The 23500-nt window shown below is 65.4% G+C and carries 1 protein-coding gene; it reads left to right on the top strand.

The features are described 5' to 3' along the window. The first annotated feature begins 170 nt into the window (after nucleotides 1-170). Nucleotides 171-23402: a tandem-95 repeat protein gene (locus F0P97_RS17955; protein ID WP_182283366.1), complete on the top strand. Its 23232-nt coding sequence runs from the start codon at nucleotides 171-173 to the stop codon at nucleotides 23400-23402. Nucleotides 23403-23500 lie beyond the last annotated feature (98 nt).

The raw sequence follows: 23500 nt of genomic DNA, 5'->3' as shown, positions 1-23500 counted from the left end.
GGCTTCAGGCTTTTTTTGATTTACAGCAGCAGAGATCGAATAAAACAGATCCCGATTGGCTTTGGCGCCAATAGTGCTGTGGGGCCTTGGCTTCTACCATTCAGCTGAAATATTGGAGAGGTGCCTTTGTGCACCTTCACTTTTTAATCTGACTGGATAGGCAGACCCTCATGGCAGCTCAAACCGTTCTCGTTACCAAACTCACTGGCCAGGCTTGGATGCGTGGTTCTGATGGCAATCTGACGGTGCTCCGTGAAGGCATGCGCATTCCCGCTGACGCCGAGATAGTGACGGCTTCCGGCAGCACCGTGCAGTTGCAGGCGGACGGCCAGCCACCGCTGATGGTGGGCGAGAACCAGGATGTGCATCTCACCGCAGACCTGATTCAGCCGCCTACAGTGGAAGAGGCTGCTGTAGCGAGTCCCGCGAGTGCAGAGATTGACCAGATCATTGCGGCCATCAACGCCGGCCAGGATCCGTTCGATGAGCTGGATCCCACGGCGGCCACATTGTCTGGCGGCAGCGAGGGTGGCAGCACTTTTGTGCGCCTTTCCAGCATCATTGAGGCAGTGTCGCCGCTGGCGCTGGAGTACGGACGTTCTGTACCAGCGACTACGGTACTTCCACTTTTTAGTGGGGTGGGCGCTTTGGCGGACAGCACGGATCAAGTTACGCCGATCCAGCCTGCCACAAGCATTCCCCAGGCAAGTGCTGATTCGGGTGTGATCTTCGAAGATGCCGTATCTGCCTTGCAAGGCAATGTGCTCGCCAACGATAGGTTGGGTGAGGGGACTCTGACAGAGCATCGAGTTGTTCTGGTTGGCGCAGATCAAGGGCAGTACGGCAAGATTACCCTCAATTCCGATGGCAGCTATAGCTATCAGCTTGATAGCAGCTTGAATGTTGTGCAGGCATTGGGTGTGGGTGAGACCCTGGTCGAAACTTTTACGTATACCCTGATCGATAAAGACGGGGCCAGTTCTTCCTCGACATTGACTGTCACCATCGTTGGCACCAACGACGATCCAGTCCTCACCGGCAAGGCCGACGGGGCTTTGGCCGAAGACGGCGTGTCGGTGGTCACCGGCAAGCTCGACGTGGCCGATGTCGACATCACCGATACCCACAGCTGGAGCGTCAGCAACGAAGGTAAGGGCCAGTACGGCAACTTCTCGGTTGACCAGAACGGCGAGTGGACCTATGTGCTGAACAACGAAGACCCCAAGGTCCAGGCCCTGGCCGAAGGTCAGAAGGTCACCGATACCATCACCGTGACCGTCAACGACGGTCACGGCGGCACAGCGACTCAGACTATCACCGTCACCATCACCGGCACCAACGATCTGCCCGTGGCGCCCAACTATCAGCACACCACGCCGGAAGACCAGCCCGTCAGCGGCAAGGTCACCGGCACCGATCCCGATGGCGACACGCTGACCTACACGGTCGACAAGCAGCCCGAGCATGGCAAGCTGGAATTCAATCAGACCACCGGCGAGTACACCTACACGCCGAACGAAAACTATAACGGCCCCGATCAGTTCACGGTCATCGTCGATGACGGCCACGGCGGCAAGACCACTTCCGTCATCGAGATCGGCGTCACCCCGGTCAATGACGCACCGCTGGTTCCCAATTATGAGCATACGACGCCCGAGGAACAGCCCGTTAGAGGCAAGGTCGTCGGCACCGACGTCGATGGCGACAACCTGACCTACACGGTCGACAAGCAGCCGGAGAATGGCACGCTGGTGTTCAACCCGACCACGGGTGAATATACCTACACGCCGAACGAGAATTACAACGGTCCTGACCAGTTCACGGTCATCGTCGACGACGGCAATGGCGGCAAAGCCACTTCGATCATCAATATCGGTGTCACGCCGGTCCTCGACGTACCCACGATTACCGTCTCCGACGCCGGTGACGTGAACGAAGGTTCCTCGGCCACGTTCAACATCAGCCTGCAAAACACGGTCGACCTTGACAAGGACACCACGGTCACGCTCAAGCTGGACGGCCAGATCGAAACGGCCGATCACGGAGCGCCGACGGTCACCATCGGGGGCCAGACCGTCCAGGTCACAGCGAATGCCGACGGCACCTACAGCTTCACGCTTCCCGCTGGCACCACGGGAGGCATCGTGGTCACGGTTCCGACCCACGACGACGCAGTCTTTGAAGGCCGTGAGCAGATGACGCTCACGGCTACCTTGACCGGGGAAACGTCCAGTGGCACGCTGCCGTCCGGCATCTCCGACTCGGGTAATGCCGTAATCGTCGACACCGAAAGCACGGATCCGGGCAACCCCAATCCGGGCGCTGACGTCCCGACCCTGGACGTCTCCGATCCGGGCAATGTCCACGAAGGCTCCGACGCCACGTTCAACATCACGCTGGGCAAGGCCGTCGACGCCGCCACCACCATCACCTTCAAGCTGGGTGGTGACATCGAATCCGACGACATCGGCACGCCCGTGGTCACCATCGGTGGCACCACGGTCACCCTGGTGAACAACGGCGACGGCACCTACAGCTTCCAGGTCCCGGCCGGCACCACCGGCGGCATCGTGGTCACCGTTCCGACCACCGACGACGCCGTCTTCGAAGGCAGCGAGAAGCTGACCCTCGAAGCCACGCTGAGCGGCAAGACCGCCAGCGGCGTGGATCTGCCCGCCGGCATCACCGACACCGGCAACGCCGCCATCGTCGACAGCCAAGGTCCGGGCGCTGACGTCCCGACCCTGGACGTCTCCGATCCGGGCAATGTCCACGAAGGCTCCGACGCCACGTTCAACATCACGCTGGGCAAGGCCGTCGACGCCGCCACCACCATCACCTTCAAGCTGGGTGGTGACATCGAATCCGACGACATCGGCACGCCCGTGGTCACCATCGGTGGCACCACGGTCACCCTGGTGAACAACGGCGACGGCACCTACAGCTTCCAGGTCCCGGCCGGCACCACCGGCGGCATCGTGGTCACCGTTCCGACCACCGACGACGCCGTCTTCGAAGGCAGCGAGAAGCTGACCCTCGAAGCCACGCTGAGCGGCAAGACCGCCAGCGGCGTGGATCTGCCCGCCGGCATCACCGACACCGGCAACGCCGCCATCGTCGACAGCCAAGGTCCGGGCGCTGACGTCCCGACCCTGGACGTCTCCGATCCGGGCAATGTCCACGAAGGCTCCGACGCCACGTTCAACATCACGCTGGGCAAGGCCGTCGACGCCGCCACCACCATCACCTTCAAGCTGGGTGGTGACATCGAATCCGACGACATCGGCACGCCCGTGGTCACCATCGGTGGCACCACGGTCACCCTGGTGAACAACGGCGACGGCACCTACAGCTTCCAGGTCCCGGCCGGCACCACCGGCGGCATCGTGGTCACCGTTCCGACCACCGACGACGCCGTCTTCGAAGGCAGCGAGAAGCTGACCCTCGAAGCCACGCTGAGCGGCAAGACCGCCAGCGGCGTGGATCTGCCCGCCGGCATCACCGACACCGGCAACGCCGCCATCGTCGACAGCCAAGGTCCGGGCGCTGACGTCCCGACCCTGGACGTCTCCGATCCGGGCAATGTCCACGAAGGCTCCGACGCCACGTTCAACATCACGCTGGGCAAGGCCGTCGACGCCGCCACCACCATCACCTTCAAGCTGGGTGGTGACATCGAATCCGACGACATCGGCACGCCCGTGGTCACCATCGGTGGCACCACGGTCACCCTGGTGAACAACGGCGACGGCACCTACAGCTTCCAGGTCCCGGCCGGCACCACCGGCGGCATCGTGGTCACCGTTCCGACCACCGACGACGCCGTCTTCGAAGGCAGCGAGAAGCTGACCCTCGAAGCCACGCTGAGCGGCAAGACCGCCAGCGGCGTGGATCTGCCCGCCGGCATCACCGACACCGGCAACGCCGCCATCGTCGACAGCCAAGGTCCGGGCGCTGACGTCCCGACCCTGGACGTCTCCGATCCGGGCAATGTCCACGAAGGCTCCGACGCCACGTTCAACATCACGCTGGGCAAGGCCGTCGACGCCGCCACCACCATCACCTTCAAGCTGGGTGGTGACATCGAATCCGACGACATCGGCACGCCCGTGGTCACCATCGGTGGCACCACGGTCACCCTGGTGAACAACGGCGACGGCACCTACAGCTTCCAGGTCCCGGCCGGCACCACCGGCGGCATCGTGGTCACCGTTCCGACCACCGACGACGCCGTCTTCGAAGGCAGCGAGAAGCTGACCCTCGAAGCCACGCTGAGCGGCAAGACCGCCAGCGGCGTGGATCTGCCCGCCGGCATCACCGACACCGGCAACGCCGCCATCGTCGACAGCCAAGGTCCGGGCGCTGACGTCCCGACCCTGGACGTCTCCGATCCGGGCAATGTCCACGAAGGCTCCGACGCCACGTTCAACATCACGCTGGGCAAGGCCGTCGACGCCGCCACCACCATCACCTTCAAGCTGGGTGGTGACATCGAATCCGACGACATCGGCACGCCCGTGGTCACCATCGGTGGCACCACGGTCACCCTGGTGAACAACGGCGACGGCACCTACAGCTTCCAGGTCCCGGCCGGCACCACCGGCGGCATCGTGGTCACCGTTCCGACCACCGACGACGCCGTCTTCGAAGGCAGCGAGAAGCTGACCCTCGAAGCCACGCTGAGCGGCAAGACCGCCAGCGGCGTGGATCTGCCCGCCGGCATCACCGACACCGGCAACGCCGCCATCGTCGACAGCCAAGGTCCGGGCGCTGACGTCCCGACCCTGGACGTCTCCGATCCGGGCAATGTCCACGAAGGCTCCGACGCCACGTTCAACATCACGCTGGGCAAGGCCGTCGACGCCGCCACCACCATCACCTTCAAGCTGGGTGGTGACATCGAATCCGACGACATCGGCACGCCCGTGGTCACCATCGGTGGCACCACGGTCACCCTGGTGAACAACGGCGACGGCACCTACAGCTTCCAGGTCCCGGCCGGCACCACCGGCGGCATCGTGGTCACCGTTCCGACCACCGACGACGCCGTCTTCGAAGGCAGCGAGAAGCTGACCCTCGAAGCCACGCTGAGCGGCAAGACCGCCAGCGGCGTGGATCTGCCCGCCGGCATCACCGACACCGGCAACGCCGCCATCGTCGACAGCCAAGGTCCGGGCGCTGACGTCCCGACCCTGGACGTCTCCGATCCGGGCAATGTCCACGAAGGCTCCGACGCCACGTTCAACATCACGCTGGGCAAGGCCGTCGACGCCGCCACCACCATCACCTTCAAGCTGGGTGGTGACATCGAATCCGACGACATCGGCACGCCCGTGGTCACCATCGGTGGCACCACGGTCACCCTGGTGAACAACGGCGACGGCACCTACAGCTTCCAGGTCCCGGCCGGCACCACCGGCGGCATCGTGGTCACCGTTCCGACCACCGACGACGCCGTCTTCGAAGGCAGCGAGAAGCTGACCCTCGAAGCCACGCTGAGCGGCAAGACCGCCAGCGGCGTGGATCTGCCCGCCGGCATCACCGACACCGGCAACGCCGCCATCGTCGACAGCCAAGGTCCGGGCGCTGACGTCCCGACCCTGGACGTCTCCGATCCGGGCAATGTCCACGAAGGCTCCGACGCCACGTTCAACATCACGCTGGGCAAGGCCGTCGACGCCGCCACCACCATCACCTTCAAGCTGGGTGGTGACATCGAATCCGACGACATCGGCACGCCCGTGGTCACCATCGGTGGCACCACGGTCACCCTGGTGAACAACGGCGACGGCACCTACAGCTTCCAGGTCCCGGCCGGCACCACCGGCGGCATCGTGGTCACCGTTCCGACCACCGACGACGCCGTCTTCGAAGGCAGCGAGAAGCTGACCCTCGAAGCCACGCTGAGCGGCAAGACCGCCAGCGGCGTGGATCTGCCCGCCGGCATCACCGACACCGGCAACGCCGCCATCGTCGACAGCCAAGGTCCGGGCGCTGACGTCCCGACCCTGGACGTCTCCGATCCGGGCAATGTCCACGAAGGCTCCGACGCCACGTTCAACATCACGCTGGGCAAGGCCGTCGACGCCGCCACCACCATCACCTTCAAGCTGGGTGGTGACATCGAATCCGACGACATCGGCACGCCCGTGGTCACCATCGGTGGCACCACGGTCACCCTGGTGAACAACGGCGACGGCACCTACAGCTTCCAGGTCCCGGCCGGCACCACCGGCGGCATCGTGGTCACCGTTCCGACCACCGACGACGCCGTCTTCGAAGGCAGCGAGAAGCTGACCCTCGAAGCCACGCTGAGCGGCAAGACCGCCAGCGGCGTGGATCTGCCCGCCGGCATCACCGACACCGGCAACGCCGCCATCGTCGACAGCCAAGGTCCGGGCGCTGACGTCCCGACCCTGGACGTCTCCGATCCGGGCAATGTCCACGAAGGCTCCGACGCCACGTTCAACATCACGCTGGGCAAGGCCGTCGACGCCGCCACCACCATCACCTTCAAGCTGGGTGGTGACATCGAATCCGACGACATCGGCACGCCCGTGGTCACCATCGGTGGCACCACGGTCACCCTGGTGAACAACGGCGACGGCACCTACAGCTTCCAGGTCCCGGCCGGCACCACCGGCGGCATCGTGGTCACCGTTCCGACCACCGACGACGCCGTCTTCGAAGGCAGCGAGAAGCTGACCCTCGAAGCCACGCTGAGCGGCAAGACCGCCAGCGGCGTGGATCTGCCCGCCGGCATCACCGACACCGGCAACGCCGCCATCGTCGACAGCCAAGGTCCGGGCGCTGACGTCCCGACCCTGGACGTCTCCGATCCGGGCAATGTCCACGAAGGCTCCGACGCCACGTTCAACATCACGCTGGGCAAGGCCGTCGACGCCGCCACCACCATCACCTTCAAGCTGGGTGGTGACATCGAATCCGACGACATCGGCACGCCCGTGGTCACCATCGGTGGCACCACGGTCACCCTGGTGAACAACGGCGACGGCACCTACAGCTTCCAGGTCCCGGCCGGCACCACCGGCGGCATCGTGGTCACCGTTCCGACCACCGACGACGCCGTCTTCGAAGGCAGCGAGAAGCTGACCCTCGAAGCCACGCTGAGCGGCAAGACCGCCAGCGGCGTGGATCTGCCCGCCGGCATCACCGACACCGGCAACGCCGCCATCGTCGACAGCCAAGGTCCGGGCGCTGACGTCCCGACCCTGGACGTCTCCGATCCGGGCAATGTCCACGAAGGCTCCGACGCCACGTTCAACATCACGCTGGGCAAGGCCGTCGACGCCGCCACCACCATCACCTTCAAGCTGGGTGGTGACATCGAATCCGACGACATCGGCACGCCCGTGGTCACCATCGGTGGCACCACGGTCACCCTGGTGAACAACGGCGACGGCACCTACAGCTTCCAGGTCCCGGCCGGCACCACCGGCGGCATCGTGGTCACCGTTCCGACCACCGACGACGCCGTCTTCGAAGGCAGCGAGAAGCTGACCCTCGAAGCCACGCTGAGCGGCAAGACCGCCAGCGGCGTGGATCTGCCCGCCGGCATCACCGACACCGGCAACGCCGCCATCGTCGACAGCCAAGGTCCGGGCGCTGACGTCCCGACCCTGGACGTCTCCGATCCGGGCAATGTCCACGAAGGCTCCGACGCCACGTTCAACATCACGCTGGGCAAGGCCGTCGACGCCGCCACCACCATCACCTTCAAGCTGGGTGGTGACATCGAATCCGACGACATCGGCACGCCCGTGGTCACCATCGGTGGCACCACGGTCACCCTGGTGAACAACGGCGACGGCACCTACAGCTTCCAGGTCCCGGCCGGCACCACCGGCGGCATCGTGGTCACCGTTCCGACCACCGACGACGCCGTCTTCGAAGGCAGCGAGAAGCTGACCCTCGAAGCCACGCTGAGCGGCAAGACCGCCAGCGGCGTGGATCTGCCCGCCGGCATCACCGACACCGGCAACGCCGCCATCGTCGACAGCCAAGGTCCGGGCGCTGACGTCCCGACCCTGGACGTCTCCGATCCGGGCAATGTCCACGAAGGCTCCGACGCCACGTTCAACATCACGCTGGGCAAGGCCGTCGACGCCGCCACCACCATCACCTTCAAGCTGGGTGGTGACATCGAATCCGACGACATCGGCACGCCCGTGGTCACCATCGGTGGCACCACGGTCACCCTGGTGAACAACGGCGACGGCACCTACAGCTTCCAGGTCCCGGCCGGCACCACCGGCGGCATCGTGGTCACCGTTCCGACCACCGACGACGCCGTCTTCGAAGGCAGCGAGAAGCTGACCCTCGAAGCCACGCTGAGCGGCAAGACCGCCAGCGGCGTGGATCTGCCCGCCGGCATCACCGACACCGGCAACGCCGCCATCGTCGACAGCCAAGGTCCGGGCGCTGACGTCCCGACCCTGGACGTCTCCGATCCGGGCAATGTCCACGAAGGCTCCGACGCCACGTTCAACATCACGCTGGGCAAGGCCGTCGACGCCGCCACCACCATCACCTTCAAGCTGGGTGGTGACATCGAATCCGACGACATCGGCACGCCCGTGGTCACCATCGGTGGCACCACGGTCACCCTGGTGAACAACGGCGACGGCACCTACAGCTTCCAGGTCCCGGCCGGCACCACCGGCGGCATCGTGGTCACCGTTCCGACCACCGACGACGCCGTCTTCGAAGGCAGCGAGAAGCTGACCCTCGAAGCCACGCTGAGCGGCAAGACCGCCAGCGGCGTGGATCTGCCCGCCGGCATCACCGACACCGGCAACGCCGCCATCGTCGACAGCCAAGGTCCGGGCGCTGACGTCCCGACCCTGGACGTCTCCGATCCGGGCAATGTCCACGAAGGCTCCGACGCCACGTTCAACATCACGCTGGGCAAGGCCGTCGACGCCGCCACCACCATCACCTTCAAGCTGGGTGGTGACATCGAATCCGACGACATCGGCACGCCCGTGGTCACCATCGGTGGCACCACGGTCACCCTGGTGAACAACGGCGACGGCACCTACAGCTTCCAGGTCCCGGCCGGCACCACCGGCGGCATCGTGGTCACCGTTCCGACCACCGACGACGCCGTCTTCGAAGGCAGCGAGAAGCTGACCCTCGAAGCCACGCTGAGCGGCAAGACCGCCAGCGGCGTGGATCTGCCCGCCGGCATCACCGACACCGGCAACGCCGCCATCGTCGACAGCCAAGGTCCGGGCGCTGACGTCCCGACCCTGGACGTCTCCGATCCGGGCAATGTCCACGAAGGCTCCGACGCCACGTTCAACATCACGCTGGGCAAGGCCGTCGACGCCGCCACCACCATCACCTTCAAGCTGGGTGGTGACATCGAATCCGACGACATCGGCACGCCCGTGGTCACCATCGGTGGCACCACGGTCACCCTGGTGAACAACGGCGACGGCACCTACAGCTTCCAGGTCCCGGCCGGCACCACCGGCGGCATCGTGGTCACCGTTCCGACCACCGACGACGCCGTCTTCGAAGGCAGCGAGAAGCTGACCCTCGAAGCCACGCTGAGCGGCAAGACCGCCAGCGGCGTGGATCTGCCCGCCGGCATCACCGACACCGGCAACGCCGCCATCGTCGACAGCCAAGGTCCGGGCGCTGACGTCCCGACCCTGGACGTCTCCGATCCGGGCAATGTCCACGAAGGCTCCGACGCCACGTTCAACATCACGCTGGGCAAGGCCGTCGACGCCGCCACCACCATCACCTTCAAGCTGGGTGGTGACATCGAATCCGACGACATCGGCACGCCCGTGGTCACCATCGGTGGCACCACGGTCACCCTGGTGAACAACGGCGACGGCACCTACAGCTTCCAGGTCCCGGCCGGCACCACCGGCGGCATCGTGGTCACCGTTCCGACCACCGACGACGCCGTCTTCGAAGGCAGCGAGAAGCTGACCCTCGAAGCCACGCTGAGCGGCAAGACCGCCAGCGGCGTGGATCTGCCCGCCGGCATCACCGACACCGGCAACGCCGCCATCGTCGACAGCCAAGGTCCGGGCGCTGACGTCCCGACCCTGGACGTCTCCGATCCGGGCAATGTCCACGAAGGCTCCGACGCCACGTTCAACATCACGCTGGGCAAGGCCGTCGACGCCGCCACCACCATCACCTTCAAGCTGGGTGGTGACATCGAATCCGACGACATCGGCACGCCCGTGGTCACCATCGGTGGCACCACGGTCACCCTGGTGAACAACGGCGACGGCACCTACAGCTTCCAGGTCCCGGCCGGCACCACCGGCGGCATCGTGGTCACCGTTCCGACCACCGACGACGCCGTCTTCGAAGGCAGCGAGAAGCTGACCCTCGAAGCCACGCTGAGCGGCAAGACCGCCAGCGGCGTGGATCTGCCCGCCGGCATCACCGACACCGGCAACGCCGCCATCGTCGACAGCCAAGGTCCGGGCGCTGACGTCCCGACCCTGGACGTCTCCGATCCGGGCAATGTCCACGAAGGCTCCGACGCCACGTTCAACATCACGCTGGGCAAGGCCGTCGACGCCGCCACCACCATCACCTTCAAGCTGGGTGGTGACATCGAATCCGACGACATCGGCACGCCCGTGGTCACCATCGGTGGCACCACGGTCACCCTGGTGAACAACGGCGACGGCACCTACAGCTTCCAGGTCCCGGCCGGCACCACCGGCGGCATCGTGGTCACCGTTCCGACCACCGACGACGCCGTCTTCGAAGGCAGCGAGAAGCTGACCCTCGAAGCCACGCTGAGCGGCAAGACCGCCAGCGGCGTGGATCTGCCCGCCGGCATCACCGACACCGGCAACGCCGCCATCGTCGACAGCCAAGGTCCGGGCGCTGACGTCCCGACCCTGGACGTCTCCGATCCGGGCAATGTCCACGAAGGCTCCGACGCCACGTTCAACATCACGCTGGGCAAGGCCGTCGACGCCGCCACCACCATCACCTTCAAGCTGGGTGGTGACATCGAATCCGACGACATCGGCACGCCCGTGGTCACCATCGGTGGCACCACGGTCACCCTGGTGAACAACGGCGACGGCACCTACAGCTTCCAGGTCCCGGCCGGCACCACCGGCGGCATCGTGGTCACCGTTCCGACCACCGACGACGCCGTCTTCGAAGGCAGCGAGAAGCTGACCCTCGAAGCCACGCTGAGCGGCAAGACCGCCAGCGGCGTGGATCTGCCCGCCGGCATCACCGACACCGGCAACGCCGCCATCGTCGACAGCCAAGGTCCGGGCGCTGACGTCCCGACCCTGGACGTCTCCGATCCGGGCAATGTCCACGAAGGCTCCGACGCCACGTTCAACATCACGCTGGGCAAGGCCGTCGACGCCGCCACCACCATCACCTTCAAGCTGGGTGGTGACATCGAATCCGACGACATCGGCACGCCCGTGGTCACCATCGGTGGCACCACGGTCACCCTGGTGAACAACGGCGACGGCACCTACAGCTTCCAGGTCCCGGCCGGCACCACCGGCGGCATCGTGGTCACCGTTCCGACCACCGACGACGCCGTCTTCGAAGGCAGCGAGAAGCTGACCCTCGAAGCCACGCTGAGCGGCAAGACCGCCAGCGGCGTGGATCTGCCCGCCGGCATCACCGACACCGGCAACGCCGCCATCGTCGACAGCCAAGGTCCGGGCGCTGACGTCCCGACCCTGGACGTCTCCGATCCGGGCAATGTCCACGAAGGCTCCGACGCCACGTTCAACATCACGCTGGGCAAGGCCGTCGACGCCGCCACCACCATCACCTTCAAGCTGGGTGGTGACATCGAATCCGACGACATCGGCACGCCCGTGGTCACCATCGGTGGCACCACGGTCACCCTGGTGAACAACGGCGACGGCACCTACAGCTTCCAGGTCCCGGCCGGCACCACCGGCGGCATCGTGGTCACCGTTCCGACCACCGACGACGCCGTCTTCGAAGGCAGCGAGAAGCTGACCCTCGAAGCCACGCTGAGCGGCAAGACCGCCAGCGGCGTGGATCTGCCCGCCGGCATCACCGACACCGGCAACGCCGCCATCGTCGACAGCCAAGGTCCGGGCGCTGACGTCCCGACCCTGGACGTCTCCGATCCGGGCAATGTCCACGAAGGCTCCGACGCCACGTTCAACATCACGCTGGGCAAGGCCGTCGACGCCGCCACCACCATCACCTTCAAGCTGGGTGGTGACATCGAATCCGACGACATCGGCACGCCCGTGGTCACCATCGGTGGCACCACGGTCACCCTGGTGAACAACGGCGACGGCACCTACAGCTTCCAGGTCCCGGCCGGCACCACCGGCGGCATCGTGGTCACCGTTCCGACCACCGACGACGCCGTCTTCGAAGGCAGCGAGAAGCTGACCCTCGAAGCCACGCTGAGCGGCAAGACCGCCAGCGGCGTGGATCTGCCCGCCGGCATCACCGACACCGGCAACGCCGCCATCGTCGACAGCCAAGGTCCGGGCGCTGACGTCCCGACCCTGGACGTCTCCGATCCGGGCAATGTCCACGAAGGCTCCGACGCCACGTTCAACATCACGCTGGGCAAGGCCGTCGACGCCGCCACCACCATCACCTTCAAGCTGGGTGGTGACATCGAATCCGACGACATCGGCACGCCCGTGGTCACCATCGGTGGCACCACGGTCACCCTGGTGAACAACGGCGACGGCACCTACAGCTTCCAGGTCCCGGCCGGCACCACCGGCGGCATCGTGGTCACCGTTCCGACCACCGACGACGCCGTCTTCGAAGGCAGCGAGAAGCTGACCCTCGAAGCCACGCTGAGCGGCAAGACCGCCAGCGGCGTGGATCTGCCCGCCGGCATCACCGACACCGGCAACGCCGCCATCGTCGACAGCCAAGGTCCGGGCGCTGACGTCCCGACCCTGGACGTCTCCGATCCGGGCAATGTCCACGAAGGCTCCGACGCCACGTTCAACATCACGCTGGGCAAGGCCGTCGACGCCGCCACCACCATCACCTTCAAGCTGGGTGGTGACATCGAATCCGACGACATCGGCACGCCCGTGGTCACCATCGGTGGCACCACGGTCACCCTGGTGAACAACGGCGACGGCACCTACAGCTTCCAGGTCCCGGCCGGCACCACCGGCGGCATCGTGGTCACCGTTCCGACCACCGACGACGCCGTCTTCGAAGGCAGCGAGAAGCTGACCCTCGAAGCCACGCTGAGCGGCAAGACCGCCAGCGGCGTGGATCTGCCCGCCGGCATCACCGACACCGGCAACGCCGCCATCGTCGACAGCCAAGGTCCGGGCGCTGACGTCCCGACCCTGGACGTCTCCGATCCGGGCAATGTCCACGAAGGCTCCGACGCCACGTTCAACATCACGCTGGGCAAGGCCGTCGACGCCGCCACCACCATCACCTTCAAGCTGGGTGGTGACATCGAATCCGACGACATCGGCACGCCCGTGGTCACCATCGGTGGCACCACGGTCACCCTGGTGAACAACGGCGACGGCACCTACAGCTTCCAGGTCCCGGCCGGCACCACCGGCGGCATCGTGGTCACCGTTCCGACCACCGACGACGCCGTCTTCGAAGGCAGCGAGAAGCTGACCCTCGAAGCCACGCTGAGCGGCAAGACCGCCAGCGGCGTGGATCTGCCCGCCGGCATCACCGACACCGGCAACGCCGCCATCGTCGACAGCCAAGGTCCGGGCGCTGACGTCCCGACCCTGGACGTCTCCGATCCGGGCAATGTCCACGAAGGCTCCGACGCCACGTTCAACATCACGCTGGGCAAGGCCGTCGACGCCGCCACCACCATCACCTTCAAGCTGGGTGGTGACATCGAATCCGACGACATCGGCACGCCCGTGGTCACCATCGGTGGCACCACGGTCACCCTGGTGAACAACGGCGACGGCACCTACAGCTTCCAGGTCCCGGCCGGCACCACCGGCGGCATCGTGGTCACCGTTCCGACCACCGACGACGCCGTCTTCGAAGGCAGCGAGAAGCTGACCCTCGAAGCCACGCTGAGCGGCAAGACCGCCAGCGGCGTGGATCTGCCCGCCGGCATCACCGACACCGGCAACGCCGCCATCGTCGACAGCCAAGGTCCGGGCGCTGACGTCCCGACCCTGGACGTCTCCGATCCGGGCAATGTCCACGAAGGCTCCGACGCCACGTTCAACATCACGCTGGGCAAGGCCGTCGACGCCGCCACCACCATCACCTTCAAGCTGGGTGGTGACATCGAATCCGACGACATCGGCACGCCCGTGGTCACCATCGGTGGCACCACGGTCACCCTGGTGAACAACGGCGACGGCACCTACAGCTTCCAGGTCCCGGCCGGCACCACCGGCGGCATCGTGGTCACCGTTCCGACCACCGACGACGCCGTCTTCGAAGGCAGCGAGAAGCTGACCCTCGAAGCCACGCTGAGCGGCAAGACCGCCAGCGGCGTGGATCTGCCCGCCGGCATCACCGACACCGGCAACGCCGCCATCGTCGACAGCCAAGGTCCGGGCGCTGACGTCCCGACCCTGGACGTCTCCGATCCGGGCAATGTCCACGAAGGCTCCGACGCCACGTTCAACATCACGCTGGGCAAGGCCGTCGACGCCGCCACCACCATCACCTTCAAGCTGGGTGGTGACATCGAATCCGACGACATCGGCACGCCCGTGGTCACCATCGGTGGCACCACGGTCACCCTGGTGAACAACGGCGACGGCACCTACAGCTTCCAGGTCCCGGCCGGCACCACCGGCGGCATCGTGGTCACCGTTCCGACCACCGACGACGCCGTCTTCGAAGGCAGCGAGAAGCTGACCCTCGAAGCCACGCTGAGCGGCAAGACCGCCAGCGGCGTGGATCTGCCCGCCGGCATCACCGACACCGGCAACGCCGCCATCGTCGACAGCCAAGGTCCGGGCGCTGACGTCCCGACCCTGGACGTCTCCGATCCGGGCAATGTCCACGAAGGCTCCGACGCCACGTTCAACATCACGCTGGGCAAGGCCGTCGACGCCGCCACCACCATCACCTTCAAGCTGGGTGGTGACATCGAATCCGACGACATCGGCACGCCCGTGGTCACCATCGGTGGCACCACGGTCACCCTGGTGAACAACGGCGACGGCACCTACAGCTTCCAGGTCCCGGCCGGCACCACCGGCGGCATCGTGGTCACCGTTCCGACCACCGACGACGCCGTCTTCGAAGGCAGCGAGAAGCTGACCCTCGAAGCCACGCTGAGCGGCAAGACCGCCAGCGGCGTGGATCTGCCCGCCGGCATCACCGACACCGGCAACGCCGCCATCGTCGACAGCCAAGGTCCGGGCGCTGACGTCCCGACCCTGGACGTCTCCGATCCGGGCAATGTCCACGAAGGCTCCGACGCCACGTTCAACATCACGCTGGGCAAGGCCGTCGACGCCGCCACCACCATCACCTTCAAGCTGGGTGGTGACATCGAATCCGACGACATCGGCACGCCCGTGGTCACCATCGGTGGCACCACGGTCACCCTGGTGAACAACGGCGACGGCACCTACAGCTTCCAGGTCCCGGCCGGCACCACCGGCGGCATCGTGGTCACCGTTCCGACCACCGACGACGCCGTCTTCGAAGGCAGCGAGAAGCTGACCCTCGAAGCCACGCTGAGCGGCAAGACCGCCAGCGGCGTGGATCTGCCCGCCGGCATCACCGACACCGGCAACGCCGCCATCGTCGACAGCCAAGGTCCGGGCGCTGACGTCCCGACCCTGGACGTCTCCGATCCGGGCAATGTCCACGAAGGCTCCGACGCCACGTTCAACATCACGCTGGGCAAGGCCGTCGACGCCGCCACCACCATCACCTTCAAGCTGGGTGGTGACATCGAATCCGACGACATCGGCACGCCCGTGGTCACCATCGGTGGCACCACGGTCACCCTGGTGAACAACGGCGACGGCACCTACAGCTTCCAGGTCCCGGCCGGCACCACCGGCGGCATCGTGGTCACCGTTCCGACCACCGACGACGCCGTCTTCGAAGGCAGCGAGAAGCTGACCCTCGAAGCCACGCTGAGCGGCAAGACCGCCAGCGGCGTGGATCTGCCCGCCGGCATCACCGACACCGGCAACGCCGCCATCGTCGACAGCCAAGGTCCGGGCGCTGACGTCCCGACCCTGGACGTCTCCGATCCGGGCAATGTCCACGAAGGCTCCGACGCCACGTTCAACATCACGCTGGGCAAGGCCGTCGACGCCGCCACCACCATCACCTTCAAGCTGGGTGGTGACATCGAATCCGACGACATCGGCACGCCCGTGGTCACCATCGGTGGCACCACGGTCACCCTGGTGAACAACGGCGACGGCACCTACAGCTTCCAGGTCCCGGCCGGCACCACCGGCGGCATCGTGGTCACCGTTCCGACCACCGACGACGCCGTCTTCGAAGGCAGCGAGAAGCTGACCCTCGAAGCCACGCTGAGCGGCAAGACCGCCAGCGGCGTGGATCTGCCCGCCGGCATCACCGACACCGGCAACGCCGCCATCGTCGACAGCCAAGGTCCGGGCGCTGACGTCCCGACCCTGGACGTCTCCGATCCGGGCAATGTCCACGAAGGCTCCGACGCCACGTTCAACATCACGCTGGGCAAGGCCGTCGACGCCGCCACCACCATCACCTTCAAGCTGGGTGGTGACATCGAATCCGACGACATCGGCACGCCCGTGGTCACCATCGGTGGCACCACGGTCACCCTGGTGAACAACGGCGACGGCACCTACAGCTTCCAGGTCCCGGCCGGCACCACCGGCGGCATCGTGGTCACCGTTCCGACCACCGACGACGCCGTCTTCGAAGGCAGCGAGAAGCTGACCCTCGAAGCCACGCTGAGCGGCAAGACCGCCAGCGGCGTGGATCTGCCCGCCGGCATCACCGACACCGGCAACGCCGCCATCGTCGACAGCCAAGGTCCGGGCGCTGACGTCCCGACCCTGGACGTCTCCGATCCGGGCAATGTCCACGAAGGCTCCGACGCCACGTTCAACATCACGCTGGGCAAGGCCGTCGACGCCGCCACCACCATCACCTTCAAGCTGGGTGGTGACATCGAATCCGACGACATCGGCACGCCCGTGGTCACCATCGGTGGCACCACGGTCACCCTGGTGAACAACGGCGACGGCACCTACAGCTTCCAGGTCCCGGCCGGCACCACCGGCGGCATCGTGGTCACCGTTCCGACCACCGACGACGCCGTCTTCGAAGGCAGCGAGAAGCTGACCCTCGAAGCCACGCTGAGCGGCAAGACCGCCAGCGGCGTGGATCTGCCCGCCGGCATCACCGACACCGGCAACGCCGCCATCGTCGACAGCCAAGGTCCGGGCGCTGACGTCCCGACCCTGGACGTCTCCGATCCGGGCAATGTCCACGAAGGCTCCGACGCCACGTTCAACATCACGCTGGGCAAGGCCGTCGACGCCGCCACCACCATCACCTTCAAGCTGGGTGGTGACATCGAATCCGACGACATCGGCACGCCCGTGGTCACCATCGGTGGCACCACGGTCACCCTGGTGAACAACGGCGACGGCACCTACAGCTTCCAGGTCCCGGCCGGCACCACCGGCGGCATCGTGGTCACCGTTCCGACCACCGACGACGCCGTCTTCGAAGGCAGCGAGAAGCTGACCCTCGAAGCCACGCTGAGCGGCAAGACCGCCAGCGGCGTGGATCTGCCCGCCGGCATCACCGACACCGGCAACGCCGCCATCGTCGACAGCCAAGGTCCGGGCGCTGACGTCCCGACCCTGGACGTCTCCGATCCGGGCAATGTCCACGAAGGCTCCGACGCCACGTTCAACATCACGCTGGGCAAGGCCGTCGACGCCGCCACCACCATCACCTTCAAGCTGGGTGGTGACATCGAATCCGACGACATCGGCACGCCCGTGGTCACCATCGGTGGCACCACGGTCACCCTGGTGAACAACGGCGACGGCACCTACAGCTTCCAGGTCCCGGCCGGCACCACCGGCGGCATCGTGGTCACCGTTCCGACCACCGACGACGCCGTCTTCGAAGGCAGCGAGAAGCTGACCCTCGAAGCCACGCTGAGCGGCAAGACCGCCAGCGGCGTGGATCTGCCCGCCGGCATCACCGACACCGGCAACGCCGCCATCGTCGACAGCCAAGGTCCGGGCGCTGACGTCCCGACCCTGGACGTCTCCGATCCGGGCAATGTCCACGAAGGCTCCGACGCCACGTTCAACATCACGCTGGGCAAGGCCGTCGACGCCGCCACCACCATCACCTTCAAGCTGGGTGGTGACATCGAATCCGACGACATCGGCACGCCCGTGGTCACCATCGGTGGCACCACGGTCACCCTGGTGAACAACGGCGACGGCACCTACAGCTTCCAGGTCCCGGCCGGCACCACCGGCGGCATCGTGGTCACCGTTCCGACCACCGACGACGCCGTCTTCGAAGGCAGCGAGAAGCTGACCCTCGAAGCCACGCTGAGCGGCAAGACCGCCAGCGGCGTGGATCTGCCCGCCGGCATCACCGACACCGGCAACGCCGCCATCGTCGACAGCCAAGGTCCGGGCGCTGACGTCCCGACCCTGGACGTCTCCGATCCGGGCAATGTCCACGAAGGCTCCGACGCCACGTTCAACATCACGCTGGGCAAGGCCGTCGACGCCGCCACCACCATCACCTTCAAGCTGGGTGGTGACATCGAATCCGACGACATCGGCACGCCCGTGGTCACCATCGGTGGCACCACGGTCACCCTGGTGAACAACGGCGACGGCACCTACAGCTTCCAGGTCCCGGCCGGCACCACCGGCGGCATCGTGGTCACCGTTCCGACCACCGACGACGCCGTCTTCGAAGGCAGCGAGAAGCTGACCCTCGAAGCCACGCTGAGCGGCAAGACCGCCAGCGGCGTGGATCTGCCCGCCGGCATCACCGACACCGGCAACGCCGCCATCGTCGACAGCCAAGGTCCGGGCGCTGACGTCCCGACCCTGGACGTCTCCGATCCGGGCAATGTCCACGAAGGCTCCGACGCCACGTTCAACATCACGCTGGGCAAGGCCGTCGACGCCGCCACCACCATCACCTTCAAGCTGGGTGGTGACATCGAATCCGACGACATCGGCACGCCCGTGGTCACCATCGGTGGCACCACGGTCACCCTGGTGAACAACGGCGACGGCACCTACAGCTTCCAGGTCCCGGCCGGCACCACCGGCGGCATCGTGGTCACGGTTCCGACCACGCCCGACGGCATTTACGAAGGCCGTGAGAGCATGACCTTGACGGCGACGCTGACCGGTGCCACCGCCAGCGGCACCGCGCTGCCCTCGGGCATCACCGATGGCGGCAACGCCGCAATCGTCGACATCAACAAGCCGCCTGTCGTTGGAGGTGGAAACACGGCCGTCTCCGAAGAAGGCCTGGCTGGTGGCATCAAAGACAGCAACGGCACATCGGATACGACCGATTCGCCCCAGGCGAACGGCCAACTGTCGATCACCGACGACAACAACACCACCTACAGCATTACGCTGGTTGCGCCCGCCAATGGCGCCCTGACGTCCCACGGCACGCCCATAGTCTGGACGCTGTCCGACAATGGACACACGCTGACGGGCCGCGCGGGCGGCACGGACGCCATCGTCATCATGATCGACGATAACGGCGCCTACAACGTGAAGCTGCTGGCTCCGGTCGACCACCCCGACACCTCGCGTGAAGACACGCTGGGCCTGTCGGTCGGCGTCAAGGTGTCGGATGGCGTCAATCCGGCGGTGTCCACCAACATCAACATCACGATCGAGGACGACTCGCCGGTGGTGCAACCGAACGACCCCGTCTCGGTGCAAACCACCAACATCCCTGATGTCTACACGGGCAAGGTGAGCTTCGCTGGTTCCCAGACCAGCACCAACCAGATGAAGATGACCTTCGGCAATGGCGCGATCGAAGTCACGGCCAAGGGCTTCACGTCCAAGTCTGACTTGACGCTGATCGACGCCAATGTCAACCAAAGCAAGACCGGCCTGGGTGTCGCAAGCAAGGATGCGCCGTATCACAACATCGCCAACGAAATCGACTACCGCGTTGGACCGGATGGCAAGGGCGCGTCCGAAGAACTGACCATACGCCTGACTGGTGGCAAGGTTGCCTATGGCGCCACTATCGATTTCGGCGCCATGTACGGCGGCGAGGTGGAAAGCGGCGTCGCGAAGTTCTACCGCAATGGCGTGTTGATCGCCGAACGCACCTTCACCTCCGACCAGAACGGCGGCGACTACGCAGCCAACTTCCGCGTCGAAGAAGGCGGTTTCGACACGATCGTGATTTCGGCCACGGACAACCACAAGAACTCGTCCAGCGACAACAGCGACTTCACCGTTACCGGCATCACCTTCCTGGGTAGCAATACCGTCCAGGCCATCGCCTACGGCGAAGGCACGCTGAACTACGGTTACGGCGCCGACGGCGCAGGCCGTCTGGAGTTGACGGGCGCGGAAGGTAGCCTGAAGACGCGCGAAGGCGCGAACATCACGACGACGCTGAGCAACGGCAATCTGATCGAAGGCCGCGACCCGTCGGGGAACCTCATCTTCGAGATGCGCTTGACGCCGGCCACCGGCAAGTGGGAGTTTTATCAATACAAGCCGATGCAAGGCACTGCGGACGGCAAGCTCGACTTCACCTACAAGGTGACGGATGCCGACGGTGACTCCACTGCTGGCCACTTCGAAGTGGCGGGTGTGGAACCTCCTGCTCCCAGCGTCAACATCGAGGACTACAACCTCGCTGCGCCGGGCGCCATCAGCGTGTCGGAAGCCCTGGCCTCCGGTAGCGGCACGTTCACGATCACCGCGAGCGCAGGCCTGAAGTCGCTGACGCTCGACGGCCCGGGCAACGCCGACGCGTCCCTGACGCTGGACCGTCTGGCCGACCTGGTGAACAATCCGGTCACGCTGACGACCAGCAAAGGCACGCTGACGCTGACCGGATACGACGCCACGACCGGCAAGGTCAGCTACACCTACCAGACCAGCGGCCAGCAGGCGCACACCGGTGACGACACCAACGTGCAGGACCACTTCCAGATTACGGTGGAAGACAAGTTCGGCGGCAAGGCAACGGGCGACCTGGGCGTGCTGATCACCGACACGGCCCCCAGCCTCAAACCGATCGCGGAAAGCTCGGCGCTGTCTTCGCACGGCACCAACATCATGCTGACGCTGGATACGTCCGGCAGCATGAATTACGCCAGCGGCGTGTACAACGGTTCGACACAATTGTCCCGCCTGGCCGTGCTGAAGTCCTCGGTCAACAGCCTGCTCGACAAGTACGGAGAGGCCGGCGACGTGCGCGTTCTGGTTCTGGAATTCAACAGCAGTGCCACGCAAAAGGGCAGCGGCTGGATGTCCCTGGCAGAAGCCAAGGTGTTTGTGAATGCCCTAGGTTATGGCGGCAGCACCAATTATCAGGATGCGCTGAACAAGGCAATGGCCGCCTGGAACAGCTCTGCCACGGGCAAGCTTGAAGGAAACAACGTCCAGAACATCTCCTACTTCTTTACCGACGGGGAACCAGACAGCAATCGCTCGGTTGGTTCGACCCAGCAGGCGGCCTGGGAGACGTTCCTCACCGACAACCATATCAATTCCTATGGCATCGGCTTGGGCACTGGTGCGACTGGCGGCTACATTGATCCGGTCTCCTACAATCCCGACCGTCCCGGCGACAGCAACACCATCCTGGTGACGAACCTGAACGGTCTGGACGCTGCGATCGACGGCACCATCGCACCACCCATCAACGGCGACATCGCCGCGGGCGGCACGTTGGGCGCCGACCTGAGCGGCGCGCGCATCACGCAGCTGGTCATCGAAGGCAAGACCTACAACTACGATGCCGCAACCAACAAGGTGACCGCCACCTCGGGCGCCACGTATAGCTTCGACGCAGCCACGTCCGAACTGACCGTGACCACCGCGCATGGCAAGTTCACGCTGGACCTGGCCGGCGACAATCTGGGCAACTACCGCTACGTGCCGAAGACGGCCGGCACCGACATCATCCAGTTCACGGTGCAGGACGGCGACGGCGACACGGCAAGCTCCAGCATCACGGTCAACGTGACCCCGCCGGTGTACCAGACCCCGGATGCGGTGAATGACAAGATCATTACCAACATCTTGGGCACGCAGCTCACGGTTCAGTCCGGCGCACTGCTGGCCAACGACGTGCGCGGTACGGGTGCGCTGACTATGGGCCCGCTGACAGTGAATACGGGCTGGGATCAAGGCAAGGACTTCACGCGCAGCACGTTGAGGACCTATGACATCTCCAACAACAAGAACACTAAGGAACTGACGATCGCGCGCGGCGAGTTCACGAAAACTGGCGCAGGCGAGAACAAGGCACAACTGGCGGTCAAGGGCTATCTGGACAAGGTCGGCGCCAGTAACGGCAACGATCAGGATACGCTGCTGGTTCCGCTGGTTGCGGGTGAGGTGTTGACGCTGAGCCACAACCTGAACGGCGGTTGGATCAGGGTGGAGTACCGCCTAGCCGGCTCGGGCGATCAATATACCGTCGTCCCGAGTGGCGGCAAGATCCCGGTGACGGAGTCGGGCGACTATGAGATCCACGTCGTTAACGTTCTCGACAACGGAAATGGCTCCAACGCCGCGGAGACCTACACGCTGACGATGAACGTCGACTACAGCAACGTCAACCTGGACGGCGCTACCGCCAACAGCTCGTACACCATACAGACGGCCGACGGTCACAGCGACAGCGCTAATGTCTCAGTAAGCTACCAGTCGGGTGACCACCTGGTGGGCACCAACGATAGCGAAATCCTGATGGCTGGCTCCGGCAATGACACGCTGAGTGGCGGCAAGGGCAATGACGTGCTGGTCGGTGGCAAGGGCGATGACACATTGATTGGCGGCGAAGGAGATGATGTTTTCCTGTGGTTCAAGGGCGATCAGGGAACCACTGCGGCTCCTGCCAAGGATGTGATCAACGATTTCGGTAAAGGCGGCTCCGACACCAACGGCAATGATGTGCTGGACCTGCATGATCTGCTGCAAGGGGAGGAGGGCAGCAAGGATCTGTCCAAGTTCCTGAATTTCTCCAAGAGTGGTGCAGATACCGTACTCAAGGTCTCTACCGATGGAAATTTGGGTGCTGCAGGCTCCAACTACGATCAACTGATCACATTCAAGGGAGTGGATCTCACCGCTGGGCACTCGTTGACCACCACGGCGGATCAGAACGCCTTGATCAAGGAGCTGATCGATCAAGGCAAGCTCAAGATCGACCACAGCTGATAAGCAGCCCCCGGCGAGGTCAGGTAGAAGTCTTGAAATATCAAGTCTTCTACCTCTTCGCTCGGCTGTGATCGGCAGGTTGTTTCAAGAGCTTGCTT

Origin of the sequence: Comamonas testosteroni, assembly GCF_014076415.1 — a bacterium.
In the GTDB taxonomy this organism is placed as follows: domain Bacteria; phylum Pseudomonadota; class Gammaproteobacteria; order Burkholderiales; family Burkholderiaceae_C; genus Comamonas; species Comamonas testosteroni_F.
Note: the sequence above shows the minus strand (reverse complement) of the source record. Positions and strands in the feature narration are given on the sequence as shown.

Coding starts and splice junctions, on each gene's coding strand:
- F0P97_RS17955 (WP_182283366.1), top strand. CDS start 171: ATGGCAGCTCAAACCGTTCTCGTTACCAAACTCACTGGCCAGGCTTGG.